Source organism: Clostridium sp. Cult3 (genome assembly GCF_021655115.1).
Classification (GTDB): domain Bacteria; phylum Bacillota; class Clostridia; order Tissierellales; family Tepidimicrobiaceae; genus PPXY01.
In genome coordinates this window covers 1-26,912 of the sequence record NZ_PPXY01000012.1, presented here as the reverse complement: position 1 = coordinate 26,912, position 26,912 = coordinate 1, and the positions used below count along the sequence as shown (strand labels likewise).

The 26,912-nt window shown below is 34.8% G+C and carries 28 protein-coding genes; 20 read left to right on the top strand and 8 right to left on the bottom strand.

What is annotated here, in order from left to right; all coding sequences use genetic code 11:
- The first annotated feature begins 74 nt into the window (after positions 1-74).
- From C3E88_RS02800 to C3E88_RS02780, 5 genes are all read left to right on the top strand, one after another.
- Positions 75-1,907, top strand: coding sequence for an NAD(P)-binding protein (locus C3E88_RS02800; RefSeq protein WP_236908531.1), 1,833 nt, complete (start codon positions 75-77; stop codon positions 1,905-1,907).
- The gene (locus C3E88_RS02795) at positions 1,901-3,643 is read left to right on the top strand and encodes an NADH-dependent [FeFe] hydrogenase, group A6 (protein ID WP_236908530.1); all 1,743 of its coding nucleotides are present in this window, start codon (positions 1,901-1,903) and stop codon (positions 3,641-3,643) included. The genes C3E88_RS02800 and C3E88_RS02795 overlap by 7 nt, the downstream gene beginning before the upstream one ends.
- 101 nt (positions 3,644-3,744) lie before the next feature.
- Positions 3,745-4,719, top strand: a complete 975-nt coding sequence (locus C3E88_RS02790) for an ABC transporter substrate-binding protein (RefSeq protein WP_236908529.1) — start codon at positions 3,745-3,747, stop codon at positions 4,717-4,719.
- Positions 4,694-5,455 (top strand): ABC transporter permease, encoded by a 762-nt coding sequence (locus C3E88_RS02785; RefSeq protein WP_236908528.1) that lies wholly within the window; start codon positions 4,694-4,696, stop codon positions 5,453-5,455. Before C3E88_RS02790 ends, C3E88_RS02785 begins: the two co-directional genes overlap by 26 nt.
- Before the next feature lies 1 nt (position 5,456).
- The gene (locus tag C3E88_RS02780; protein WP_236908527.1) at positions 5,457-6,161 is read left to right on the top strand and encodes an ABC transporter ATP-binding protein; all 705 of its coding nucleotides are present in this window, start codon (positions 5,457-5,459) and stop codon (positions 6,159-6,161) included.
- Positions 6,162-6,187: 26 nt separating this feature from the next.
- Here C3E88_RS02780 and C3E88_RS02775 read toward each other — a convergent pair whose 3' ends face one another.
- The 7 genes from C3E88_RS02775 to C3E88_RS02745 form a co-directional block, all read right to left on the bottom strand.
- The gene (locus C3E88_RS02775; protein WP_236908526.1) at positions 6,188-7,990 is read right to left on the bottom strand and encodes an ABC transporter ATP-binding protein; all 1,803 of its coding nucleotides are present in this window, start codon (positions 7,988-7,990) and stop codon (positions 6,188-6,190) included.
- A gap of 14 nt (positions 7,991-8,004) precedes the next feature.
- Complete coding sequence (locus C3E88_RS02770; RefSeq protein WP_236908525.1) at positions 8,005-9,807, bottom strand: ABC transporter ATP-binding protein; 1,803 nt, start codon at positions 9,805-9,807, stop codon at positions 8,005-8,007.
- A 361-nt stretch (positions 9,808-10,168) separates the two neighbouring features.
- A complete protein-coding gene (locus C3E88_RS02765) occupies positions 10,169-11,548 on the bottom strand; it encodes an NAD(P)/FAD-dependent oxidoreductase (RefSeq protein WP_236908524.1) in 1,380 nt (459 codons plus the stop codon).
- 148 nt (positions 11,549-11,696) lie between these two features.
- Positions 11,697-11,948: a DUF3343 domain-containing protein gene (locus C3E88_RS02760; protein ID WP_236908523.1), complete on the bottom strand. Its 252-nt coding sequence runs from the start codon at positions 11,946-11,948 to the stop codon at positions 11,697-11,699.
- Positions 11,949-11,956: 8 nt separating this feature from the next.
- Positions 11,957-12,169 carry a sulfurtransferase TusA family protein gene (locus C3E88_RS02755; protein WP_236908522.1) on the bottom strand — a complete coding sequence of 71 codons (213 nt, stop codon included), beginning with the start codon at positions 12,167-12,169 and terminating at the stop codon, positions 11,957-11,959.
- Positions 12,162-13,256, bottom strand: a complete 1,095-nt coding sequence (yedE, locus tag C3E88_RS02750; protein ID WP_236908521.1) for a YedE family putative selenium transporter — start codon at positions 13,254-13,256, stop codon at positions 12,162-12,164. The genes C3E88_RS02755 and yedE overlap by 8 nt, the downstream gene beginning before the upstream one ends.
- Positions 13,257-13,375: 119 nt before the next feature.
- On the bottom strand, positions 13,376-14,056 hold the full coding sequence (locus C3E88_RS02745; protein WP_236908520.1) for a Crp/Fnr family transcriptional regulator: 681 nt from the start codon (positions 14,054-14,056) through the stop codon (positions 13,376-13,378).
- Positions 14,057-14,287: 231 nt separating this feature from the next.
- On the opposite strand from C3E88_RS02745, the gene C3E88_RS02740 reads away from it, so the two are divergent.
- The 4 genes from C3E88_RS02740 to C3E88_RS02725 all read left to right on the top strand — a co-directional run bounded on the left by C3E88_RS02740 (position 14,288) and on the right by C3E88_RS02725 (position 16,735).
- Complete coding sequence (locus C3E88_RS02740) at positions 14,288-14,572, top strand: hypothetical protein (RefSeq protein ID WP_236908519.1); 285 nt, start codon at positions 14,288-14,290, stop codon at positions 14,570-14,572.
- 100 nt (positions 14,573-14,672) lie between these two features.
- Positions 14,673-15,257: a DUF4230 domain-containing protein gene (locus C3E88_RS02735; RefSeq protein ID WP_236908518.1), complete on the top strand. Its 585-nt coding sequence runs from the start codon at positions 14,673-14,675 to the stop codon at positions 15,255-15,257.
- A 74-nt stretch (positions 15,258-15,331) separates the two neighbouring features.
- On the top strand, positions 15,332-16,057 hold the full coding sequence (locus tag C3E88_RS02730) for a L,D-transpeptidase family protein (RefSeq protein WP_236908517.1): 726 nt from the start codon (positions 15,332-15,334) through the stop codon (positions 16,055-16,057).
- A gap of 174 nt (positions 16,058-16,231) precedes the next feature.
- Positions 16,232-16,735, top strand: coding sequence for a ferritin (locus C3E88_RS02725; protein WP_236908516.1), 504 nt, complete (start codon positions 16,232-16,234; stop codon positions 16,733-16,735).
- Between the two features lie 53 nt (positions 16,736-16,788).
- On the opposite strand, the gene C3E88_RS02720 is transcribed toward C3E88_RS02725, so the two are convergent.
- The gene (locus C3E88_RS02720) at positions 16,789-17,019 is read right to left on the bottom strand and encodes an alpha/beta-type small acid-soluble spore protein (protein ID WP_236908515.1); all 231 of its coding nucleotides are present in this window, start codon (positions 17,017-17,019) and stop codon (positions 16,789-16,791) included.
- Positions 17,020-17,395: 376 nt separating this feature from the next.
- Here C3E88_RS02720 and lysA point away from each other — a divergent pair, with 376 nt between their 5' ends.
- The 11 genes from lysA to C3E88_RS02665 all read left to right on the top strand — a co-directional run.
- On the top strand, positions 17,396-18,658 hold the full coding sequence (gene lysA, locus C3E88_RS02715) for a diaminopimelate decarboxylase (RefSeq protein WP_236908514.1): 1,263 nt from the start codon (positions 17,396-17,398) through the stop codon (positions 18,656-18,658).
- 347 nt (positions 18,659-19,005) lie between these two features.
- Complete coding sequence (locus C3E88_RS02710) at positions 19,006-20,532, top strand: glutathione ABC transporter substrate-binding protein (RefSeq protein ID WP_236908513.1); 1,527 nt, start codon at positions 19,006-19,008, stop codon at positions 20,530-20,532.
- A gap of 80 nt (positions 20,533-20,612) precedes the next feature.
- On the top strand, positions 20,613-21,539 hold the full coding sequence (gene nikB / locus C3E88_RS02705) for a nickel ABC transporter permease (RefSeq protein WP_236908512.1): 927 nt from the start codon (positions 20,613-20,615) through the stop codon (positions 21,537-21,539).
- Between the two features lie 14 nt (positions 21,540-21,553).
- A complete protein-coding gene (locus tag C3E88_RS02700) occupies positions 21,554-22,459 on the top strand; it encodes an ABC transporter permease (RefSeq protein WP_236908511.1) in 906 nt (301 codons plus the stop codon).
- A 16-nt stretch (positions 22,460-22,475) separates the two neighbouring features.
- Positions 22,476-23,465 (top strand): ABC transporter ATP-binding protein, encoded by a 990-nt coding sequence (locus tag C3E88_RS02695; RefSeq protein ID WP_236908510.1) that lies wholly within the window; start codon positions 22,476-22,478, stop codon positions 23,463-23,465.
- Entirely contained in the window at positions 23,465-24,421 is a 957-nt protein-coding gene (locus C3E88_RS02690; protein WP_236908509.1) for an ABC transporter ATP-binding protein, read from the top strand. Before C3E88_RS02695 ends, C3E88_RS02690 begins: the two co-directional genes overlap by 1 nt.
- Positions 24,422-24,547: 126 nt before the next feature.
- Positions 24,548-24,733: a spore coat associated protein CotJA gene (locus tag C3E88_RS02685; protein ID WP_236908508.1), complete on the top strand. Its 186-nt coding sequence runs from the start codon at positions 24,548-24,550 to the stop codon at positions 24,731-24,733.
- Positions 24,726-24,986, top strand: coding sequence for a spore coat protein CotJB (locus tag C3E88_RS02680; protein WP_236908507.1), 261 nt, complete (start codon positions 24,726-24,728; stop codon positions 24,984-24,986). The genes C3E88_RS02685 and C3E88_RS02680 overlap by 8 nt, the downstream gene beginning before the upstream one ends.
- A 12-nt stretch (positions 24,987-24,998) precedes the next feature.
- Positions 24,999-25,571, top strand: a complete 573-nt coding sequence (locus C3E88_RS02675; RefSeq protein ID WP_236908506.1) for a manganese catalase family protein — start codon at positions 24,999-25,001, stop codon at positions 25,569-25,571.
- Positions 25,572-25,692: 121 nt separating this feature from the next.
- Complete coding sequence (locus tag C3E88_RS02670) at positions 25,693-26,238, top strand: rubrerythrin family protein (RefSeq protein WP_236908505.1); 546 nt, start codon at positions 25,693-25,695, stop codon at positions 26,236-26,238.
- A gap of 124 nt (positions 26,239-26,362) precedes the next feature.
- Positions 26,363-26,912: DUF5317 domain-containing protein (locus C3E88_RS02665; protein WP_236908504.1), on the top strand; the 550-nt coding region annotated here is incomplete at its 3' end.

Here is a 26,912-nt window from a genome sequence, read left to right as displayed (position 1 = left end):
GGGGTAATTATTGTTAGTTATTTAACTATATAAATAAAGGCTTACAAATAATTTTTAGAAAGGAGAAGGAAAAGATGAGTAGACTAAGTATCATCACCAGGGACAAAGCTCAAGCCACTGTAGAGACCCTATATAAGGACTTGGAGCGACGTATCGTTGCTAGCCCGCCAGGATTGTGTCCCATAGATTTGGCCTCTTCATTTCTTAAGATGTGCCATGCCCAAACCTGCGGCAAATGTGTTCCCTGTAGAATAGGTTTAGGTCAATTAGAAACTCTATTGGAAAAGGTATTGGACGGGGAAGCAGATCTAGAAACTATAGATTTAATTGAAAGGACTGCAAAGGCTATTTATTATTCTGCAGACTGTGCTATAGGGTATGAGGCAGCCAATATGGTCTTAAAAGGAGTTCAAGGCTTTAGGGATGATTTTGAAGAACATATATTACGCGGCAGGTGCACCTTTGAGCTATATCAACCAGTCCCCTGTGTATCATTATGTCCTGCAGGAGTAGACGTACCAGGCTATATTGCTCTAATATCTGAAGGAAGATACAAGGATGCTATTAGATTGATAAGGAAGGACAACCCTATGCCAGCTACCTGTGCCCTAGTTTGCGAACACCCTTGTGAAACAAGATGCAGAAGGAATATGATCGACCATTCTATCAATATTAGAGGCTTAAAGCGATTTGCAGTAGAACATGCAGGTACGGTACCTGTAGAAAAGAAAGCTCCTTCCATTGGCAAGAGAGTAGCTATAGTTGGTGCTGGTCCTAGTGGATTAAGTGCAGCCTATTATCTATCTATTATGGGATATGATGTAGAAATATTCGAACAAAGACAGAAGCTGGGCGGAATGTTAAGGTATGGAATACCAAGTTACAGACTACCAAGAGAAGTATTAGATGAAGAGATTAATACCATTCTTTCTATAGGAATAAAGGTGCATAAAGGAGTAACAATTGGAAAAGATTTTTCTATTTTAGATTTGAAACACAATTTTGACGCTATATATATAGCTATTGGAGCTCAAACGGATAAGAAAATAGGGCTGGAAGGTCAGGAAGCGAAAGGGGTTATTTCTGCTGTTGAGGTTTTACGTAAAATAGGTGACGATGAATATCCTGATTTTACAGGTAAAACCGTTGTAGTTATAGGTGGGGGAAATGTGGCAATAGACGTAGCTAGATCAACAGTACGTTTAGGTGCTAAAAAGGTTAGTATAGTCTATCGTAGGCGTAAAGTAGATATGCCAGCCTTGGAAGAGGAAGTTGAAGGTGCAATAGCAGAAGGTTGTGAAATCTATGATCTATATACACCAGAAAAGATTGAAACCGATGAAAATGGTCATGTTAAAGCAATTTTGATTAAACCACAAATTGTCGGAACCATAAGGGATGGCAGACCAGTACCAGTTGAAGCGGAAAAAGAGACTCATACACTAGAATGTAATTCAGTTATTATTGCCATAGGTCAGGGGATTGAATCCAAGTCTTTCGAAAGGGATGGAATACCAGTAACTAAAGGTGCAATAGATGCTCTTAATTGGCTAGGTATAGAGAATGTTCCTGGAGTATATGCTGGGGGAGACTGTGTATCAGGCCCGGCAACGGTAATTAGAGCTATAGCAGCTGGTAAAGTAGCAGCTGCAAATATAGATAATTATTTAGGATATCACCATATAATTCAATCAGATGTTAATATACCAGAGGCTAGATTAGCAGATAGAATACCTTGTGGACGGGTCAATATGAGGGAAAGGGATGTATCAGAAAGGGTTAAGGACTTTGAATTAGTAGAATGTGGAATGACCAGTGAGGAAGCTTATCAGGAATCTAGAAGATGTTTAAGATGTGATCACTTTGGATTTGGAGTATTTAAGGGGGGGAGGATTGAAAGATGGTAAACATAGTAATCGATAAAAATAAAATATCAGTTCCAGCAGGGACTACTATATTAGACGCAGCTAGATTAAACAATATACCTATTCCCCATCTCTGTTATCTAAAGGAATTAAATGAAATTGGAGCTTGTAGAATTTGTGTAGTGGAGATAGAAGGTATTGATAGACTGGTTACAGCCTGCAACAATGTGGTAGAGGAAGATATGGTAATCCGTACAAATAGCCCTAAAGTACGAGAGACGAGACGGATAAATGTGGAATTAATTCTTTCACAACACGATGCTAGATGTGCTGTTTGTGTTAGAAGTGGAAACTGTAGCTTACAGACTATAGCCAATGATTTAGGGATTATAGCTATTCCCTATGAAGAAGATTTGTCCCATGCAAGGTGGACAGAAGGCTTTCCACTAGTACGTAATTATGAGAAATGTATAAAGTGTATGCGTTGTATTCAAGTATGTGACAAAATTCAGGATTTACAGATATGGGACTTATCCAAAACCGGTTCTAGAACTAATGTGGATGTATCCCTCAATAGAAGAATAGAGGAATCCGATTGTGCCCTTTGTGGGCAATGTATTACTCATTGTCCTGTTGGTGCCCTTAGGGAAAGGGATGATACTCAAAAGGTATTTGATGTATTAGCAGATAAGGAGAAGATTACCATAGTACAAATTGCACCAGCGGTAAGAGCAGCTTGGGGAGAGGATTTAGACCTGAGTAGGGAATTTGCAACAGTTAATAGGTTGGTAGCAGCCTTAAGAAAGATGGGCTTTGATTATATATTTGATACTAATTTTTCTGCTGACTTAACTATAATGGAAGAAGGAAGCGAATTTTTAGAAAAACTAAAGAATAGGGAGAAAGAGAAATTCCCAATGTTTACTTCTTGTTGCCCAGGATGGATACGCTTTATGAAATCTCAATATCCTGATATGGTAGGTCAACTGTCTTCTGCTAAATCTCCACAACAGATGTTTGGAGCTATAGCAAAATCCTATTATGCAGAATTATTAGATGTGGATCCTAGAAGGATTTTCTGTGTATCAATCATGCCTTGTACTGCTAAGAAGTATGAGTGTGATGTGTCTGTAATGAACGATGCAGGTGCTGGTAAGGATGTAGATGTGGTTTTAACCACTAGAGAAGTAGCACGTATGATAAAAGCTGAACATATTGTGCCTGAAACATTAGAGGAAGAAGAATTTGATACACCATTAGGAATTAGTTCTGGCGCTGCAGTCATATTTGGTGCAACAGGTGGGGTAATGGAAGCTGCTTTGAGAACAGCTTACTATTTGGTTACCAACGAAAATCCAGACCCAGATGCTTTTGAAGAAATAAGGGGCAGAAAAGGTTGGAAGGAAGCAAGTTTTGATTTAGCTGGAGATAAAGTTCGAGTAGCTGTTGCTAGTGGGCTAGGTAATACTAGAAACTTAATGGAGGCCATTAGAAATGGAGAAGTAGAATATGATTTTGTTGAAATAATGGCTTGTCCTGGCGGATGCGCCGGTGGAGGAGGTCAGCCTATAGAAGATGGCACAGAATTAGCTGGAGAAAGAGCAGAAGTATTGTACGGATTAGATAGAATAAGCGATATTCGATTCTCACATGAAAATCCATCGGTAATCAGATGTTATGAAGATTATTTAGGAAGGCCTTTATCATCTCGTTCCCACGAACTTCTCCATACAGATCAAAGCAGATGGGAATTGAATATAATTCCTAAGAGAAAATAATCCATAGGCCTCTAAGGATGGGACTATCTTTAGAGGCCTTACACAATAATGGTTTAATATTAATAAAATACTTTAAATATGTTTATTAAGAGGTGTGTAATATGAATAGAAAATACCTAATGATATTATATTTAATTATCATAACCCTATTTATGACTAGCTGTGGAACAAGGAAAGCAATAGAGCCTACAACAGTAGAATTTTGCTTTAGAGATGGAATACCTGCCTTAACAGTAGCTAAGATGCTAAAGGAAAAACCTGTTATAGATAAAAATGTGAATATAGATTATAAGGTACAAAAATCCCCCGATCTATTAGTGAGCAAAATACTAAAGGAAGAAGCAGATATAGCAATAGTTCCTTCCAACTTAGCGGCTCAAGCTTTTAATCAAGGGCTATCCTATAAATTAGTAGGTACTGCTGCCTGGGGAACCATATATTTACTCAGTACAGAGGACATAAAAGGCTTTGAGGAGTTGAAAGGAAAGGAAATATACGCTTTTGGTAAAGGGCTTACTCCGGATTTGGTACTTAGATTTATACTTTTAGAAAATGGAATTGACCCAGATGAGGACATAAAGATTAACTATTTAAATGCTGCCTCAGAAGTTGGTCCTGCTTTTTTAAGTGGGAAAGCTAATTTAGCCCTTCTTTCAGAACCCTTGGTAACCAATGTATTGCTGAAAAAGGATGATGCTAAAATAATACTTGATCTAAATGAGGAATGGAAAAAAGCTAGCGAAACCCAGGGAGGATATCCACAAGCTAGTCTAATAGTAAAATCGGATTTAATAGAAAATAATAGGGAATTTGTTGAAGAATTTGTACGATTATATGAGGAAAGCATTAAATGGGCTAAGGAAAATCCAGAAGAGTTAGGAGACTATTCGGTTGAATTAGAGCTGGGAGTGATGAAGGCCCCTATAGTAGAAGGTATAGAAAGGATCAATATAGGTTCTTTTCCTATAAAGGATCACAAAGAAGAATATAGAACTTATTTCCAGACAATTATGGACTTTGCACCAGATTTTATAGGAGGAAAAATTCCTGATGAGGAAATATATTTCCAAGAATAGAATATTATCTATCCTATCAAGGATTGTAATAATAGGACTTTGGACATTTATATCCAAAATAATAGATAATGAAGTAATATTTCCAACGATTAAAAGTATTATAATTAGCCTAATTGGCATAGTAAAAGATCCTAAATTTATTAGTATAATAGGATATTCTTTGATAAGAGGGTTAATTGGTTTTTTTATCTCCTTAATTTTAGCAATAATTATGGGAATTTTATCTAGCATCTTTAGGGTTGTTTTCCATCTAATGAATCCTATCATAAAATTTTTAAGCTTTGTACCCACCATGGCTATAATCATACTAGCTCTTATATGGTTAAACAACGAGACTGTACCCATGTTTGTAGGATTCATAATGGTATTTCCCATACTATATGAAACGGTTCTTAAAAGCATATTAAATGTAGATAGGAATATTATGGAGATGGCACAAACATACCATGTAGATAAAATTATAATTATAAAGGATATATATCTACCTAGTATATTTAATAACATAAGCCAGATCTTTGTATCTACTCTGGGGCTTAATCTAAAGATGGTAATAGCGGGAGAAGTTTTAGCCCAGCCTAAATATGGCATAGGCAGTAGCCTTCAATTGCAAAAAACTTATTTAAACACTTCAGGAGTTTTCGCTTGGATCATAATCATCCTTGTAATGGCTAAACTGATAGAATACTTATTAAATGGAATTAAGCATATACTTGATATAAATAGATGGAAGGGATAACATGGAATATAAGGTGGAAAACATAATAAAATACTACGGGGATTTGAAGGTACTAGATGGGGTTAATATAGACTTTCAACCTAATAATACTACTTGTATTTTAGGGCCTTCTGGATGTGGAAAGACCACCCTATTAAATATAATAGCGGGGATAATAGATGAGGATTCAGGACAGGTAATCGGGTTTGAAGACCAATATATATCCTATGTTTTTCAAGAGGATAGGCTTATTGAATGGAAGAATGTAAAGGAAAACATAGAATTTGTATTAAAGGGAAAGATGGACAAAGGGCTAATGGAGTTTGCTATAGATAGGTATCTTAAACTAGTTAATCTAGAGGAATATAAATATTATTACCCAAAAAATTTAAGTGGAGGGATGAGACAAAAGATAAGTATATTGAGGGCTTTTGCATATTCTTCTAATGTGTTGATAATGGATGAACCTTTCAAATCTTTAGACATAAAGAGTAAATCCATTGTAATACAATTTTTTAAAAGATTGAGAACCCTTGAGGAAAAGACATGTATTTTAGTTACCCATGATATTGAAGAGGCCTTGGAATTGGGGGATAAAATAGTCTTATTTACAGATAAGCCTACCAAGGTTAAAAGGACAATAGAATACACTTCCTTATTAAATAAATCTGAGGCAGACAAAAGTATGATAAGAGAATTGATTAAAGCTAATTTTGAGAATATGTAGGGCGACCTTAGGTCGCCCAAATTACTTTATCCTAAAATTTCCTTGCTCTTTTCTTCTATAAACTGATTTACATATAGATTGTAATAGTAGCCCTTCTTTTTAATTAGATTCTTATGATTTCCTTCTTCTATTATCTTACCATCTTTAATAACCAAAATTCTATCAGCATTTCTAATGGTAGATAGCCTGTGGGCTATTACGAAGCTAGTCTTTCCTTCTAGTATTTTTTCTATAGAATCCTGTATCATCTTTTCCGTCTCCGTATCGATAGAGGAAGTGGCCTCATCTAATACGAATATCTTGGGATTTCTAACCAAGGCCCTTGCAAAGGAAACCAGCTGTTTCTGTCCTGTGGACAATAGATTTCCCCCTTCTCCTACAGGGCTATCATATCCTTTCTCCATTTCAGTTATGAACTTATGGCTATTAGATTGTCTACTGGCCTTTATTATGTCCCATTCTGTAGCATCTAGATTTCCATATTTAATATTATCTGTAATGGTTCCACTAAATAGATGGGGAGTTTGTAAAACATAGCCTAGATTATCATGTATCCATACTTGAGGCATACTCCTATAGTCTATTCCATCTATTAGTATTTTGCCCGAGGTAGGTTCATAAAATCTACACAATAGGTTTACAATGGTAGATTTTCCTGATCCTGTTTCCCCAACTAAGGCTATGGTTTCTCCAGATTTTACTTTAAGATTGAAATTATCTAGTATTTTCTCTCCATCCTTATAGGTAAAGGATACATTTTTAAACTCTATTTCTCCTTTGATTTCTGGCCATTTATCCTTCTTAGGATTAAAAAAGTCTCCATATTCTTTTACTACTTCCTCATCATCGGAAATAGAAGGTACTTCTTCTAAAAGGGAAAACACCCTTTCAGCTGATGCTTGAGCTGATTGAACTTCAGCAAATATTACCGCTAGTTGCCTTACCGGTTCAAAAAACTGCATGGTATAGGATATAAAGGCTACCATAGTACCATAGCTAATCCTTCCTGCTATTACACCTTTTCCTCCAAAATTTAGTACTAGTGCTGTACCAATGCTTCCCAATACCAATACTATGGGAATATACAGGGAAGAAACCACAGTAGCATTTATGGAAGCCTTTCGCATATCTTCCGTTATTGAACCAAACTCCTCTAAATTGATATCTTCTCTAACCAGGGTCTTAGTAGTTTTTGCACCAGATATATCTTCATTATAAGCAGCGGTGATTTTGGAGTTTATCTTCCTTACTTCCCTTTGGGCTTTAAGTATTCTCCTTTGAAAATAGGCACTAGCTATAGCTAATGGAGGGACTACTGCTAAGGCTATTAGTGCTAACTTAGCATTTAATTTAAACATAGCTATGACGATGGCCAACATCATGGTAATTCCCCAAGAAAAATCCACCAATCCCCAGGAAATGGTCTCACTGAGCCTATTTATATCAGAAGTCATCCTAGCCATTAACCAACCAACAGCTTTTTCATCATAATAGGATAGGGGTAGTATTTGAAGTTTTTCAAAGCCTTTTTTTCTTATATCATAGGATATATTGGTTTCAACCTTCCCACCTAGGGCTAAAAATAGAAACACATTTACACCTTGGATAAATATAATGATGAAAAATATGAATATGAATTTATTTAATCCATCAAGGGTATTTTTTTGGATGAAATTATCTATCACATATTTAGAAAACAGTGGAAAAACTGAATCCAATGTTCCTACTCCTATCATAACTATAAATAGGAATATAAATAGTTTCTTTTGGGATTTAACAAGTTGAAAAAAGTTTTTCCACACATTAATATCGATTTTTTCTTTTTCCATGCTCCTCACCTCTATTACGCCTTTAGTCTTATATCATCAAATTCCCCAGTAGGGTTTTGTATATGGTATATTCTTTTATACATTCCTTCTTCTTCTATCAATTGATCATGATTTCCTTTTTGAACTATTCTACCTTTATCCAATACCAATATCGTATCAGCTTCAGATACAGTAGATATTCTATGGGATATTATTATAGTGGTAGACTTATTCTTTCTATTATTTAAGGCTTTTCTAATAGCCATATCCGTCTCCGTATCTACAGCAGATAGAGAATCGTCAAATACCACAATAGGGGAGTTGTTGATAATAGTCCTAGCTATGGCAATTCTTTGCTTTTGGCCTCCAGATAGGGATACCCCCCTTTCTCCTACATAGGTGTCATAACCTTTATCAAAGGATTTAATATCCTGATGAATACTAGCAGTTTTGGCTGACTCATACACTCTACAATCTTCAATAGATGGATCTGTTAGTTTTATATTTTCCCTAATGGTTTTAGCGTATAGAAAGGGCTCTTGAAGGACTATACCTACATTTTTTCTAATCCACTTCTTATCAATATCCTTTAGCTCAATACCATCGATTTTTATAGAACCTTTATTATAATCATATAATCTAGATAATAGATAGACTAAAGAACTCTTTCCAGAACCTGTAGGACCAATTATTGCTATAGTACTACCAGCCTTTGCCGAGAAGGATATATCCTTTAGTGCAGGTTTATTCTTATCATATCCAAACCAGACATTTTCAAAAGATATATTGCCTTCAATATGAGGTTTCTGATTATTTTCTTCTAATATTTCTATAGGTTCATCTAATATCTCTTCAATACGCCTTACGGAGACCACTGCTTTCCCCATATCCGTAAGGGTTCTACCCATCTGTCTAATAGGCCATAGGAGCATATTTACATAGCTTGTAAAGGCTACTAAAGTACCTAGAGATATATCTCCATTTACAGCCCAAATACTTCCAAACACCAATACAAGGCCTATTTGGATAAAACATATAAAATCCGAAGCTCCCCAATATATGGCTAAGAGCCTAATTAATCTATAGGTTTTATCCCTGTATTCTTTATTTTTTCCATCAAATTTTTTTACCTCATAATCTTGCCTAGCAAAGGCCTTTACCACCCTTACACCGGTTAAATTTTCTTGAAGTACCGTGGTAAGCTGGGCTTCAGCTTCATCGGAATCTTCAAAGGCTATCTTGACCTTTGAAAAGAATATAAAGGCAAAAGCAAATATTATAGGCATGGTCACGGTGGAAACTAAGGCCATTTTTATATTTAAGCTAAACATAATATAGGAAACTAAGATCAACATAAATAAAGAACCTGCTACTTCTATCAATTGAATAGATAGAAATCTTTTGATGGTCTCTACATCTGAGGTACATCTTTGAATAAGATCGCCCGTTTCAACATTTACATGATATTCATATGGGAGCCTTTGAATATGATCATAAAGGGAATCCCTGATCCTCTTTGCGGTATTCTCCGCAGCTTTGCTTGATAAGGTATTCTTAAAATAGAGGAAAATTCCCCTTAATATGGTTATTACAATCAAGATACTACCGATTATCCAAATGTTTTTTCTTAAAAAATATCTACCTCCCATATAATCTGCTAGCCCTGCTACAATCTTAGAATTTAAAGGCTCATCACCAATAATGGAATCTATAGTAGTCCTTATGACAAGGGGAGATACCATAGCGACCATCTGAGAGAGGATAATACATATCATACCTAATATATAAATTCTTCTGTAGCCAGTCATAAATTTAAATAATTTTTTAATTTCTTTCATTGCAACCCTCCTCATTTTGAATATAAAAAAACCATAAGATGTGACAAAAAGTCTACAATCCTATGGTTTTTATGTCATGAAATAACATAATTATAGGGCATAGCTATCCCTATTCAGAGATATATTGAAAACAAAAAACCACAGGCAAACACGCCTATGGTTATTAGACAGAATTATATATTATAAGGTATTCATAGGTCGTGCTTTTATTTTTATTGAGTTTTCTTTAACTCGTAATAGATTTAATATTATGATCATCTTCACGACCTCCTTACCAAATTATCAATATGATTATATTATATATAGTATTAAAAAAAATACAACAATATTCATACTTTTGTAATACAATTGTAATAATTGTCTAACTTAAACTTCTCCCTAATACCACTCCATTTACGCTAGCTTGCATAAGTCCCCTTGTAATTCCTGCTCCATCTCCTCCTACATATAGGCCTTTTATATTGGTTTCAAATTCACCATTGGTAATCACCTTATTGGAATAGAATTTAACTTCTACACCATAGAGAAGGGTCTCATCACTAGCAAGGCCGGGCGCTACATTATCCAATGCTATTAGCATATCATCTATACTCTTCATGATCCTATAGGGTAGTACTAAACTTAAATCCCCTGGTACTGCATCTTTTAAAGTAGGTATTATATTGTTTCTATAAAGTCTTTCTTCCGTAGTCCTTCTGCCTCTTTTAAAATCTCCATATCTTTGGACTAGTACCTTATTACCAGAAAGCATATTTCCAAGCTTTGCAATATGCATACCGTATTCTATAGGGGAATTAAAGGGTTTTGTAAAGTGTTTGGTGACAAGTAGAGCAAAATTGGTATTTGCAGATTTTAAACTATCGGATTTATAGCTGTGGCCATTAACTACTGCTAAATTCCCATCATAGTACTCAGTCGATACTTCACCAGCTGGATTAGAGCAGAAGGTTCGCACTTTATCATCAAAAGTAGGAGCATAGTATATGAGCTTGCTTTCATACATAGCATCATTTAATTCTTCCATTATTTCATTTCTAGTTTCAACCCTTACGCCTATATCCACATCTCCTGTTTCCGTATCTATATGGTGCTTTATACATAGATTTCTTAGCCAATCAGAACCTTCCCTACCAACAGATATTACTACTTTATCTGAATAGTATTCCTTATCGGCTATAACTCCTTTAATATTCCCACTACCGTCTAGTATTATGTCCTTTACTGGATTCCTAAAGCTTAGGTCTACTCCAATATTCTCCAAATGTTTTTCTATTCGACCATATATTTCATAGCCTTCTTCTGTACCCATATGCCTAATAGGACATTCCACTAATTTTAAATTACTTCTAATGGCTTTTTTTCTTATCTCTTCGATTTCTTTTTCTTTGTCGATTCCGTATATGGTTTCATCAGCACCAAAATTTAAGTATATTTCATCTACATATTGAATTAATTTTTGGGTTTCTTCATAGCCTAAATAATTGGGCAAGTTTCCCCCTACATCAGGGGATAGGGATAATTTTCCATCAGAATAAGCCCCAGCTCCTGCAAAACCAGTGGTGATATTACATGGTTTACAGTTAACACATATTCCAGTTTTTCTTTTAGGGCAGATCCTCTTTTCAATAGAATTGCCTTTTTCCAATATTAAAATACTCTTATTCGGATTATGTTTTTTTATCTCTAGTGCTGTAAATATACCACAAGGACCAGCACCAACGATTATTATATCATATTTCATACTTTTACCTCCTTAGGTTGAAGCTCCTAACCAATGTATATAATACACTATTTAATCATAAAAAACCACTATTTTATTTGGTATATAAAAAAGACCGCTTATATTATCGAAAACAAATTCCAATAATATAAGCGGCAAACTAAAAATATTAGAACCAAGATTTTTTCTTTTTATGTTCTATTTTGTAAAAACCTTCAATGGGGAGATTTTTCTCTTTACATAAAGCTAATATTTCTTTTTTCTTATCACAAGGAATTTTAGCTGCAGTACCACAGCTAGAACTAACTTGCCTTGGTACTGGCATTAGCTTTACAGGATATTCAATCTCCTTCATAGTTTTTTCAAATAATAACGCGTGTTGTGTTACATGAAAAGTTACAACACAATAAGTATCTTCCATCTTTTCACCTATTTTCTAATATTAAGGGTATATTCTTCACCTTTTTTTTCTACTTCTACTTTATATCCTTTTCCCTTAGCAAATCTTGTAATATTTTCAACAGCAACTTGAGCATCAACTATTACTTGAATTGGCTCCTTGGGATTAGATTCAATAGCATCTTTCGTCATTATGACTGGTTCTGGACAAGATCTACCCCTTGCATCTACAACTTTAGGCATTCCTTACACCCTCCTTTTTTTGTGATCTAACTAGATTTGCCTCTTTAACAACGCTATAGGCTATGACTAAAACCACTATAATACCTATAATTACAGCTATTTTTCCATTACTAGTTACACCTTTTGGACTAGAAGCCAATCCAAAGTTATGAGCAAAGGCTGCCCCTATTGTAATACCTAATACTGTTATTCCAGCATCTGCATCCCCTTCACTAGCAAGGATAGTTTGCCTTACTGGACATCCACCTAATAGAACAGAACAAATACCTGTCAATACCATACCCATAAAATTCCACAAATGATCAGCATGAGCCACTGGTTGACCTTCAAAAGATAAATTAAAGGAATCAAAATTTAATATTAGATTTGCTATTAAGTTTACTACAAATATTCCTAATATTCCCCATAGAAAGTGGTAATCTTTAATCAACATAACATCTCTGAAAGCACCAGCAGTACAAATTCTACTTTTCTGTAGAACTACACCTACTATCATTCCAAGGATAAGGGATAATATCACAGGCGCTCTCATAGAACCTGGACCTTCTTCACTGAAGAATATAAAATCGGGTTTTACGATTAAAAATATAAGTAAAGCTATAGCAATTAATGGCATAATGTAGCCAGAAAACTTAGGTTGTTCAATACTTCTACCTAGAGTATAGCCCTTCTTTAAAAATTGAATACCAATATAGATCCCTACTAGATAGCCTAAAAGCCCTACAATAGCATTTAGATCACCATTAGCAAGTCTTAAAATCAATCTAAGAGGACAGCCTAGGAAGACTAAAGCACCAATAACCAAAAAGAAACCTAAGAAGAATCTAATTAATGGTGAGGAGCCTCCTCTAGATTTAAAATCTCCATTAGCTATGGAAATGATAAAAGCTCCTAAAATAAATCCAATGATTTCAGGTCTTATGTATTGGACTATCTCAGCTCTGTGAAGTCCTAATGCACCAGCGATGTCCCTATAAAAACAGGCAACACATATTCCCATATTACCAGGGTTGCCAAACTTTAGCAAAAGGGCACCGATAAGACCTATGATACCTCCATAGATAAACATCTTACGCTTATCACTCATTTTAAAAAACCTCCTTGTTTATTGTTTAACAGTCTACATATATGATTATATAAAACTTATGGAGATTTAAAAAATAAGAAATATCTATAATCAATTAAGGCATATTGATATAATTAATATTAATCAAATAGAGCTTCTTCTAAGGATTCCAATTTTAATATTTTTATAGTATTTCTGTCAAAATCTAATATGCCTTCTTCTTTCATATTGATTAATTCTCTAGATAGGGAAGGCCTAGGAATGTTTAGAAGTTCGGCCATCCTTTTCCTGGTAAATGGGATAGTCAAAAGAGTAGTATTTTGAGCTTTAGATTCATGTAATAGATAATTGGATATTTTCTTTCTAATGGTATCCTGACTTAGATTGGTGATCCTATTATTGAGCATTAATATTCTATGAGATAAAACTGATACGAAATTGGTCAACACTTTTGAATTTAACATAGATATCTTGATTATATCTTCTCTTTTAATAAACATTATTTCTGTATATTCCATTGCAGTTATAGTAGCAGGGTAGGTATGTTTATCTGAAAACACTAGAGATTCGCCAAAAATATTACCTTCTTTAAAAATATTGATAGTCATAACCTGGCCTGATGGGTATACTTTTTGTATCTCTATCTTTCCCTTTAGTATGATACCTAGACTATGACAATCTTCACCTTCAATAGCGATCAATTCATCCTTATAATATTTTGCAACCTCATAATTATTTTTATCTAATATATTTAGAATCTCTTCATTTTTTATACCCTTAAACAATACACATTTTGATAATTGATCCATATACTCTTTCATAGAACCCTCCTCTAGGCTAATTTTAATATAATTAGAATTTCTAATCAATAGTGCTATAATAATATATGGTACATAAAAATAAAAAAATTATCAAAAAATGTGACTATTCCATTTGAAATGGGTAAGTATAGAGATAAAGAATTATTTCGTAGTTTTATAGGGGGAGTGGTTTATATATGAACTAATGTAGATTCTAAAGAGAGGTACATATTATGCAAAGGAGACTGTATTATGAACAAAATACTATTGATTAATAGAATTGATCCTCAGGATTATTCAAACACCAAGAATAAAGTTTTTATAATGATCGGTGGTATGAATATACCTGCTGTGGAGAACAGGCTTATTGATGTGATTAATGATTCAAATATAGTTGAACCAGATGATATGGTTTTGAAATACAATGGCATTGAATTAAATATAACCATACAACAAATACCTGCCATTGTAAAGTTGTTGTGCGATGAAAGTTTCTCCATATACGGTATATATCAATTATACAATCCGGACGAATAGATATTTTTAGCTCCCTTTTTATATAACAAGGGAGTTATATTATTTACACCAAGTCTTTGATGTGGTACCATAGATGAGACAAATATTCGAGGTGATTTATATGAATAAATGGAAAAGGAACATTACAATCTTATTAATAATTATTGCTGTAGTGTTAAGCTTTTTTTTGTACATTAAATTTTCTACTAAAAAGCAGGTAACTCTATTATCCAATACCATTGAAGAAAAAGTTGCAAAAATATTGGAAATGTCTACAGTTAAGTATAACTATACGAATGTAGTAACTTATAAGGACAACAAAAAGGTCAGTGGGCTAAATGTGCCTTTTACAAACAAAAGCTTTATCATTAAATATAGTGGATATATAAAGGCGGGAGCAGATTTAAATGGCGTAGAAACCCAAGTTGTTAATCCTAAGACCATTAAAATCACATTAGACAAGCCAAAGGTATTTGACAATGTGATAATGGAAGAAGATGTATATATATACGATGAAAAGGATTCAGTCTTCAATAAATTGAGCTTCAAGGATTTATACGATGTATTAATAGAAGAGAAAAAAAGTATGGAAGAGGAGGTAATTGAAAAAGGGCTCCTTAATGATGCACAAAAAAACACGGAAGAATTGCTAGTATCCATATTTGAAAGTATGGGATTTGACGATATTGAAATAATATTTAGATAAAAATATAGTGCCCCTGATACAATAGTTTTAATTATATTATATCAGCATATAAATAATATATGGGAGGGATAGGGATGAATAGAAAAGCCAAGATTATCCTATTATTATTTATTCTAGTGCTGATAGTGGTAATAACAGGAAATTATATACATCTTTTCTTAACTAAAAGGGGCATTGATTATGACAATAAGGACACATATTCAATGTCGGGAAAAAACAATCTAGCTATATTGATAGAAGTTGATAAAAAGCAGCTATATGTTATAGACCTTTCCTCTAACGAAATAGTAAAAAACTATGTGGTGGCTACTGGAAAGGCAGGCACGCCAACTCCATTAGGTACCTTTAAAATTATAGAAAAGGCCAGGTGGGGTGGAGGTTTTGGTTCTAGATGGCTAGGTTTGGATGTTCCATGGGGGAAATATGGAATTCATGGTACTAATCAACCGGGCTCTATTGGCTTCAACGCTTCTGCTGGCTGTATTAGAATGAGAAATAAGGATGTTGAAGAACTTTACAATATAATAGAACATAATACAATGGTAAGCATAGTGAATGGAGAATATGGTCCCTTTGCTCATGGTTTTAGGAGATTATTACCGGGAGATAGAGGGGCAGATGTGCTGGAAGTTCAGAAAAGATTAAAGCTAAGTGGCCACTATAATGGTCCTCTTGATGGCATATATGGCGAAGGAATGAAAAGTTCTTTAATTCAATATTTAAAAGATAACAATATGCCTATAACGGATGCCATCGATTATCAACTGTTTAAAAAGCTCAATATAATACTTATGGATTAGATAATACATGGTATGGGTCTTGTTGGTAAATAAAAACAAGTCTTTAGCATTAAATAAAAAGCTTTACAAAAATATGGTTAAACTTTAATCCCTTGGGTATATATAAACAGTAAGGGAAAAATGATTTTAAGGTTTATAGAAATATTGATTATTAAAAATTAAGGAGGTTTATACATGGCATCAGAAAAATTGTTAAAGGAATTAAATGATCAGTTTAATTTTGAACTTGAATCTGGTTATTATTATATGGCAATGGCTGCCTATTGTGCTGAAGAGGATTTAGATGGTTTTGCCAACTTTTTCATAATCCAAGGACAGGAAGAATATCTTCATGCGATGAAATTCTTTGATTTTATCAACGATATGGATGGAAGGGTTACTATGAAAGCAATAGGTGAACCACTAAATGAATATAAATCCTTGGTTCATGTATTTGAAACAGCTCTAGGACATGAAAAATTGGTAACTAGCAAGATAAACAAATTGATGGATTTAGCTAAAGAAGAGAAGGATTATCCAACTATTAGCTTTTTGCAATGGTTTGTAGATGAACAATTGGAAGAAGAAAATAGCATGAAGAAGATATTGGTAAATCTAAAGAAAATAGATGGACATTTCCAAGGAATATACATGATGGATAAGGAATTAGCAGCAAGAACTTTAGAACCAATTGAATAACATAGTGAAAATATAAAAGACAGGTCTTTTGACCTGTCTTTTTTATGGATATACTATCTAGTTGTAGTACCTCCACCCATACTTCTTTGTGCCATCTCAACCAATCTTTTAGTCATATATCCACCAACATATCCATTTTGTCTAGATGGTAAATTACCTTTATCCATTGAATTGTAGTTTGACATACCAAGTTCAGAAGCTATCTCTAATTTCATTTGATCTAGTGCTTGTCGTGCTTCAGGTACTAAGATATTATTTGATCCTGTATTATTATTAGTAGGCATTAATTTCAACTCCTTTCTTAGGTAATTATTTTTTTATATATTTATTAAATTTTGTAATAGTATTATGTGTAGAAACTGATAAGATAAACCATGTAATTTTATGTATTGTTAGCCTCAATTTCTAATTTATCCATAAAATGAAATTTATTATATAATAAAGGATGAGGATAGTGCGAAAATCAGGAAAGTGATACGGAAATACGTAATTTGTCTAATAAGACCTTTTTAATAGGTTTTTTTAAAAAAAAGTACGGAAAGTCGGAAAAATACATATCTTGATTTGGATATAAACCTAAAGTACTAATGATTGTAGCTTGGCATGGTTATTGCTTGTTAATTGTAATGGGTATAACTTTACATGAAAGGATGAATAGCCATGTCAAATTTACATTTTGCTGGTTGCGATACAGTATATCTATCTAAAAAATATGGAACACCTTTATATGTGGTATCTGAAGATTATATTGTAGATAGAATTGATGAAATAAAGAAAGGTTTTATCAATAAATATGACAATGTTGAAGTTGTTTATGCTAGTAAGGCATTTCTTATCAAGGAAATGGCTAGAATAATAAAAAGAGAAGGCATTGGAATGGATGTAGTTTCTGGTGGAGAATTATATACTGCGATGCAAGTAGATTTTCCACCAGAAAAGATAGTATTTCATGGAAACAATAAGACTTTCCATGAGCTGGAGATGGCAGTAGATTATGGGGTAGGTAGAATAGTAGTTGACAATCTATATGAACTGAAAAATTTAAATAATATTGCATCTCAATATGGGAAAAAGGTAAATATACTGTACAGGATTACTCCAGGTGTGAATAGTCATACTCATAAGTATATTCAAACGGGACAGGTAGATTCAAAATTTGGAATACCAATAGTTGATGATATTATATATGGAGCTATTGAAAAGGCTATAAGCTTAACTAATATAAATCTGCTAGGATTCCACTTCCATATAGGGTCTCAGATATTAGACAATATTACTTATTTGGAGGCGATAAATAATATAGTAAAGCTGATGAAAGAGGCCCAAATAAGATTTGATTATGAAACCAAAGAATTAAATACAGGAGGTGGTTATGGGATACAGTATGGTGAAGGAGAGGAAAGAAAACCAATTAACTATTATACTGATGCCATAATGGAAGAGCTATATAAGGGCTGTGAAAAAAATGGTCTAAAAGTCCCAAAGGTGACTATTGAACCAGGCCGATGGATTGTGGGCGAAGCTGGAATAACTTTATACACCATAGGTTCTATCAAGGAGATTGCCAATATAAGGACTTATGCAAGCGTTGATGGGGGTATGACGGACAACCCTAGACCTAGTTTATATGAAGCAAAATATGATGCTATAGTAGCAAACAAAGCTGATGAAAAAACAGATCAATTGGTGACTATCGCTGGTAAGTGTTGCGAATCTGGAGATATATTGATATGGGATTTAAGAGTTCCGAAAGTTGAACCTGGAGATATATTGGCTGTGTTCTCTACAGGAGCCTACAATTATTCCATGGCTAGCAATTATAATAAGATTCCAAGACCTGCTGTTGTTATGATAGAAGATGGAAGAGACAGATTAGTGGTAAAAAGAGAAAGTTATCATGATATGTTAAGAAATGAAATATGATTATAATAAAACTTCCTAGAAGTATAGGAAGTTTTATTTATATATATTGGGGATTGAATCATGCTAAAACACAACTATACAGAATAGTTGGAAAATATTTAACATTGTTTATGTTGAAATAATTCAAGTTTTAGTATAAAATGATAATAGTTATGTAGCCATTAATTGCTAATTAAGTACGGAGCAAATGACAAATACAGACACATACTCGGATTTAACCCCATGATAAGACCTAAACCCTTGCATTGAGTTAACAGAATATTTAGAAATGTCGATTTATTCCGAACAATGTCTAAAATTGAGTTAGAACTCAATTTTAAATATAAAATTAATAAGGGGGAGATTCTGTGTTTAAAGGAAGGAAATCTTTTATATTTCTGTCGATTCTGCTAGTTCTTATGCTTACTTTATCGGCCTGTGGAAGTAAGAAGACTAGCGGTGGTGCAAAAGATGAATTGATAGTGGCTCAAGGGGCAGATCCAAAGTCCTTAGATCCTCATGCATCTAATGACCAGCCTTCATCGAGGGTAAATAAGCAGATGTATAGCACCCTAGTTGAAGCTACTGAAGAGATGGAATTACAACCAGGTCTGGCGGAAAGCTGGGAACAGATAGATGATAGGACTTGGGAGTTTAAGCTTCGAGAAGGGGTCAAATTCCACAATGGAGAAGAGTTAAAGGCCAGTGATGTGAAATTTACCCTGGACAGAATGAAGGATTCGCCAGAAGTAGCTCATATTATTGGGGCAGTGGAATCCGTAGAAGTTAAAGATGATTATGCCGTCATAATAAAAACTGAAGAGCCCTTCGCTCCAATATTATCTCACTTAGCCCATACTGCTGCATCTATATTGAATGAAAAAGCTGTTACAGAGGCTGGAGATGATTATCAAAATAGTCCTGTAGGAACAGGACCTTACAAATTTGTGAGCCATGATGCAGGGGACAAGGTAACTTTAGAGAGATTTGATGAGTATTATGGTGATCCTGCAAAAGTAAAGACATTGATATTTAGGAATGTACCGGAGGGAACTAACAGAACCATAGGATTAGAGACCGGCGAAGTGGATATTGCGTACGATATAGAACCGATAGACTTGGATAAGGTTAGGGACAACAAAAAATTACAATTGATAGAGGAACCATCCCTATCTACATCCTATATTGGATTTAATACTAAAAAGGCACCTTTTGATGATATACGGGTTAGGAAAGCTTTGAATTACGCTATAAATGTTGATGAAATAATAGAAGTTGTTTTAGAGAATGCTGGTACTAAAGCTACTGGGCCTATTAACGATAAGGTGTTTGGCTACAACAACGATTTAAAAGGTTATGAATATGATCCAGATAAGGCTAAGGATCTGTTAGCAGAAGCTGGCTATGCTGATGGATTTAAAACTAGTATTTGGACTAATGACAATCCAGTAAGAGTAAGGATAGCTGAAATAGTTCAAGCCCAACTTAAAGAAGTTGGTGTTGATGCAAAAATAGAGGAAGTAGAATGGGGTGCATACTTAGAGAGAACCGCTGCTGGTGAGCACGACATGTTCATACTCGGCTGGGTAACAGTTACTGGTGATGCAGACTATGGTCTCTATGCTTTATTCCATAGCTCGCAACATGGTGGTGCTGGTAATAGAACTTTCTTTACCGATCCAGAAGTAGATAAATTATTGGATAAGGGTAGAACTTCCATAGATGAAAAGGAAAGATTGGATGCATACTCCAAAGCACAAGAAATAATTGTTGAGGAAGCTCCACAGCTATTCTTATACTTCCAAACTCAAAATGCTGGATTGCAAAGCAATATAGATGGATTTAAATTACATCCAGCAGGGCATCACAAGTTAAGTAATGTCGGTTTCAAATAGAACATTTGATTAGGGGTGAGGCCTATAGAAGGCCTCATTCCATTAATATTTGAATACTAGACAATTGGAGGAGGGGAACAATGCATAGATATATTTTAAGGCGATTATTACTTTTAATACCAGTTATTATAGGAGTCACATTTTTAGTCTATACAATAATGTTTTTTACCCCTGGGGATCCAGCATTGATCATGTTAGGGGAGAATGCCCCTGCAGAACAAGTAGAGCAATTAAGGGAGAATATGGGATTAAATGATCCTTTTATTGTCCAATATCTAAGATTTTTAAAAAACGCACTAAAAGGGGATTTTGGTAGATCATATTCTACTAAAAAGCCAGTCTTTGATGAAGTGTTTTCTAGATTTCCAGCTACCTTAAAGCTGACTGTTGCAGGCTTAATAGTAGCCGTTGCCATTGGAATACCTGTAGGGATAATATCTGCTACAAAACAGTATTCAGCAGTAGATAGTATTAGTATGGTATTGGCACTATTAGGAGTTTCCATGCCTAATTTTTGGTTAGGTCTTATGCTTATATTATTGTTCTCCGTAAGATGGGGAATACTGCCTTCAGGTGGAGATGCAGGTTTTAAAGCATTAATTCTCCCTGCTATTACCCTAGGCACGGGAGTAGCTGCCATAATAACTAGAATGACTCGTTCATCCATGTTAGAAGTAATCCGTCAAGATTATATTCGTACTGCAAGGGCTAAAGGAGTTACGGAAAAAAAGGTAATAAATAAACACGCATTAAAAAATGCCCTTATACCTGTGGTTACGGTAATAGGACTTCAATTTGGATACCTTTTAGGAGGTGCCGTATTAACTGAAACGGTGTTTTCCTGGCCAGGAGTAGGTAGACTTATGGTTGAGGCAATAAAGCAAAAGGATACACCAATGGTGTTGGCATCAGTTATATTTATGTCCGTAGTATTTAGTATTGTTAATCTTTTGGTTGATATATTGTACGCATTTCTAGATCCACGGATTAAATCCCAATACAGATAAGGAGGGTTTACCATATGAACTCTAATGTAGCAGCTAAAAAGAATGGGGATTTAAAATCTAAACCCAAAAAGAAAAGATCCCAATGGGGTGAAGTTTGGAGAAGATTAAAAAAGAATAAGATGGCTATGGTAGGTTTAGTCATATTGATAATATTAATATTGCTGGCACTTTTTGCAAATAAGATTGCTGACTATGAAGAAGTGGCTATAAAACAAAATACCGCAATTAGATTTCAAGGACCATCTAAGGAACATTGGTTAGGAACGGATAATTTTGGTAGGGATATTTTTGTAAGGATTATACACGGTGCGAGGGTTTCGTTAATGGTAGGAGTGGTGGCTGTAGGTATTGCCATATTAATAGGAGGGACTTTAGGTGCTATAGCTGGTTATTATGGAGGCAAAGTTGATAATGTTATAATGAGAGCCATGGATATATTTTTAGCTATACCTAGTATACTATTAGCTATCGCCATAGTTACTGCTTTAGGAGCCAATCTATTCAATTTAATGCTGGCAATTGGGGTTTCATCTATTCCTGGATATGCAAGAATAGTTAGGGCATCAGTCCTTATGGTAAAGGATCAAGAATTTGTAGAAGCAGCTAGGGCTGTAGGGGCTTCAGATAGCAGGATCATTAGAAAACATATAATCCCTAATGCATTAGCTCCTGTAATTGTCCAAGGAACTTTAGGAGTAGCCAGTGCAATTTTATCTACAGCAGGCCTAAGCTTTATAGGACTTGGAGTACCTAAGCCTAGGCCAGAGTGGGGTTCTATGTTGGCAGATGGAAGGTCCTTTTTAAGGGAAGCGCCTCATGTTACTACTTTTCCTGGTCTTGCTATTATGATAACTATACTTGCCTTAAACCTATTAGGCGATGGACTTAGAGATGCGCTAGACCCACGATTAAAGCAGTAGAAGGAGGGCGAAATATATGGATAATAACATTCTCGATATAAAAAATCTAGAAGTCCATTACATTACCGATGAAGGTGTGGTACAAGCTGTCAATGGATTAGATATATCTTTAAAAAAAGGAGAAACATTAGGACTAGTAGGGGAAACAGGAGCAGGAAAGACTACCACTGCTCTTAGCATATTAAGACTAGTTCCCGACCCACCAGGAGAGATAGTAAATGGGGAGATATATTTTGATGGTACTAATCTACTAGAGGTTTCGGAAGAAGAAATGAGACAAATAAGAGGAAACAAAATATCCATGATTTTTCAAGATCCTATGACATCTTTAAATCCAGTAATGACTGTAGGAGAGCAGATAGCGGAGGGTATTGAAATACACCAAGGCTTAGTCTATGATGAAGCAATGGAAAAAGCTAATGAAATGTTAGAATTAGTAGGAATTCCAAGGGAAAGATCCATAGACTATCCTCATCAATTTTCTGGTGGCATGAAACAGAGAGTAGTCATTGCTATCGCATTGGCTTGTAATCCAAGTTTACTTATAGCCGATGAACCGACTACCGCTTTAGACGTTACTATCCAGGCACAAGTATTAGAACTTATGAAAGAATTAAAAGAAGAGTTCAATACAGCCATGATTTTGATAACTCATGATTTAGGCATAGTAGCAGAAACATGCGATAAGGTAGCTGTAATGTATGCAGGAGAGATAATAGAATACGCTACATTGGAACAATTGTTCGAGAAACCAAAACACCCTTACACTATAGGTCTTTTTGGTTCCATACCCAGCTTGGAAGAGGATGTAGAAAGATTGAAACCAATAAAAGGCCTTATGCCAGATCCTACAAATTTACCTGAAGGCTGCACTTTTCATCTAAGATGTCCTTATGTCAAAGAAATATGCAAAGAACGACAACCAATTTCAAAGGATATAGGAGATAATCACATGGTGAAGTGTTTAATATATGAAGGTGCAATGGAAGTAGAGGAGGTGCAATGATGGCTGAAGCACTTTTAAAAGTAGAGAATATAAAAAAACATTTTAAAACTCCTAAGGGCATGCTTCATGCAGTAGATGGAGTAGATTTTGAAATGGAGAAAGGTGAAACCTTAGGGCTGGTAGGAGAGTCAGGTTGTGGCAAATCCACCATAGGTAGGGTTATATTGCGATTGATAGAACCGACTGATGGAGAAATTTACTTTGAAGATCAAAATGTAAACAAGATGAAAAAAAAGCAGATGATCAAACTTAGAAGAGATATGCAAATAATATTTCAAGACCCCTTTTCTTCCCTAAATCCTAGACTATCTGTATCGGAAATAATAGCAGAGCCTTTAATCATACACAATATAGTGAAAAATAAAAATTCTGAGCTGGATAAGGAAGTATCTCGTCTAATGGAAACAGTAGGTTTGGCGGAAAGATTAGTAAACTCCTACCCCCATGAATTAGATGGAGGTAGACGACAGCGAATAGGCATTGCTAGGGCCTTGGCCCTAAGGCCTAAATTTATAGTAGCCGATGAGCCAGTATCAGCTTTAGATGTTTCTATCCAAGCTCAAATATTAAACTTACTACAGGATTTACAAGAGGAGTTGGACCTAACCTATCTATTTATTACCCATGATTTGTCCGTAGTCAAGCATATATCTGACAACATTGCAGTAATGTATTTAGGGAAAATCGTAGAGAAAGCTCCTTCAGATGAATTGTTTAAAAATAGTCTCCATCCCTATACTCAAGCATTGCTTTCAGCCATACCGGTACCAAGTTTGAAGAGCAAGAGGGAGAGAATTCTATTGAAAGGCGAAATAGCATCTCCAATAGACCCGAAACCGGGATGTAGATTTGCAGCTCGCTGCAATTATGCAATGGATAAATGTTTCAATGAGGATCCAGAGCTAATTGAAATTGGAAGAGAACACGAAGTAGCCTGCTTTTTGGTAGAAGAATAATTAATAGATAGCAAGTATCTGGGCGACTAGAGGTCGCTCAGATACTTTTTTTGTTTTTGGAACCATTACTAAAAATTAGCGTATTATGATTATGAACATATTATTTTGAATTAGGAGGTTTAGTCTATGAATGGGGATTACTACGGTAAAAGAAATGAAGAAAGTTTAGCTAGAGTTTTTATACCGTTTCAGATTATGAATCGGGTTTTTAATCCTAGCGAAGCTCTTAAAAAGGGAACTCTGTTTCCTGAATTGTATAGACCCTACAAAGTAGAAGGAGCTAGTCTATATGGAGGTGGCTTCAATGGATAGAGAACAAAAAGTATTGTTAAAAGAGATCATGGAGGTAGGATTTGTTCTTATTGAAACAAATCTATATTTAGACATTCAACCTAATGATGAAAGAGCTTTAAGACTTCACAACAGCTATTCACAAAAGTATAGGGAACTAGAATCGTTATATCAAGCTAAATATGGACCATTAAGATATACGGAAATGAGCAGTTGCCCCTGGGCATATATTAATGGACCATGGCCTTGGGAAATAAACTTTGATATACCTTAAGGAGGTTTAGATATGTGGATATATGAAAAAAGACTACAGTATCCCGTTAGAGTGGATACTACAAATCCTACTTTAGCAGCAATGATAATAGAACAATTTGGTGGCCCTGATGGGGAACTATCGGCAGGGATTAGATATTTAACTCAAAGATGGACTATGCCTACTAATCAAGCAAAGGCATTACTTACAGATATAGGCACCGAAGAACTAGCCCATTGGGAGATAATAGGAACATTGGTGTGGAGATTGGTAAAGGATGCTACAGTAGATCAAATAAAAGGAACACCCTTTGAAGCTCATTATGTAAATCATGGCAAAAGTCCTTTTCCTCACAATGCTGCTGGAGAAGCTTGGACTGCTGCATATATTCAATCAAAAGGTGATCCAATAGCAGATCTTCATGAGGATATGGCAGCGGAACAAAAGGCAAGAGCTACTTATGAGTATTTAATAAGAGTCAGTGATGATCCAGGTGTTAAGGATACATTGAGATTTTTAAGAGAAAGGGAAGTAGTTCATTTCCAAAGATTTGGAGAAGCCCTCATGATAGTACAAGATGAAATAGATAGAAAGAAGTTTTATTAAAAACAGGGATTTTCCCTGTTTTTAATTGGGTCTAGACATATTAATTAAAAAAAGGTACAATATATGGTACAGGTACAATATAGGATAAGGTATTATTAAATATAGCAAAGGGGGAATATCTATGAAAGCAATGACAGCTCAAAACTTAAGATCAGCTTTTGGTGGGGAGAGTCAGGCCCATATGAGATATAGAATTTGGGGTGCCAAGGCTGATGAAGATGGATTTCCAACAGTAGCTAGACTATTCAGAGCTACGTCTGATGCAGAGGAAGTACATGCTACATTGCATTTCAAAGCCTTAAAAGAGGAAAAGGGAGATTTCTCAGTGACTTCAGGAGCTGGATTTGGACTTGCTAGTACGTCTGAAAATCTTCAAGGGGCTATTGATGGAGAATTGTTTGAAGTAAATGAAATGTATCCTGCATACATAGCAGTAGCAGAAATGCAAGAGGAAAAAGCAGCCCTATCTGCTATGAGATTTGCTATTGAAGCCGAAAAGGTTCATGCAGATCTGTTTACAAAGGCCAAGGAAGCTGTAGATAGTGGTAAGGATTTAGAAGCAGAAAAAATATTACTATGTCCAGTATGTGGATTTATAAGCATAACTGGGGAAGAAGATAATTGCCCAATATGTAAAGCAAAAAAAGAATTATTCATAGAATATTAATAAGGCGCCGTTTGGCGCCTTGCTTTTTTATGAAAAGGTTTTCATAATTAGGACTACTAAGAAAATATGGGTGAATTAGGAAATGTGCCTATGATTTAAAACAAATGTATAGGATGTGAACTAAATGCTCGTTGAAACATTAGGTCTTTCGCTAATAATAGGGAAGTTAAGAAAAGGGAAAATAAGAAATCTTGGGAAACTCCATATTAGAGGATGGTATCTATTCATAATAGGTTTCATATTAGAAGTGATTAGTCTAACGATAGTTGCAAATACCAAGGGAAGAGTCTCCCGATTCATAATAGATTACTTTGCTATCATCCATACTTTTGTATTTCTAATGGTAATTATAGGCCTTGTATTAAATATTAGAGAAAGATGGATATGGTTAACTTTAATTGGAACCATTATGAACTTTATCCCTGTATTGGCCAATGATGGCAGAATGCCTGTATCTACTAAGGGATTAATAAATTCCCATCTATATGAACAAATAAATTTATTAAAGGACAACAAGATATTAACCCATATAATTGTCGACGAAAATACTAGATTTTATTATCTATCGGATATTATACCTATCCCAAAGCCGTATCCGCTACCAAAAGTTATAAGCTTTGGAGATATACTAATAGGAATAAGTATATTCTTATTAATCCAATACTATATGAAGG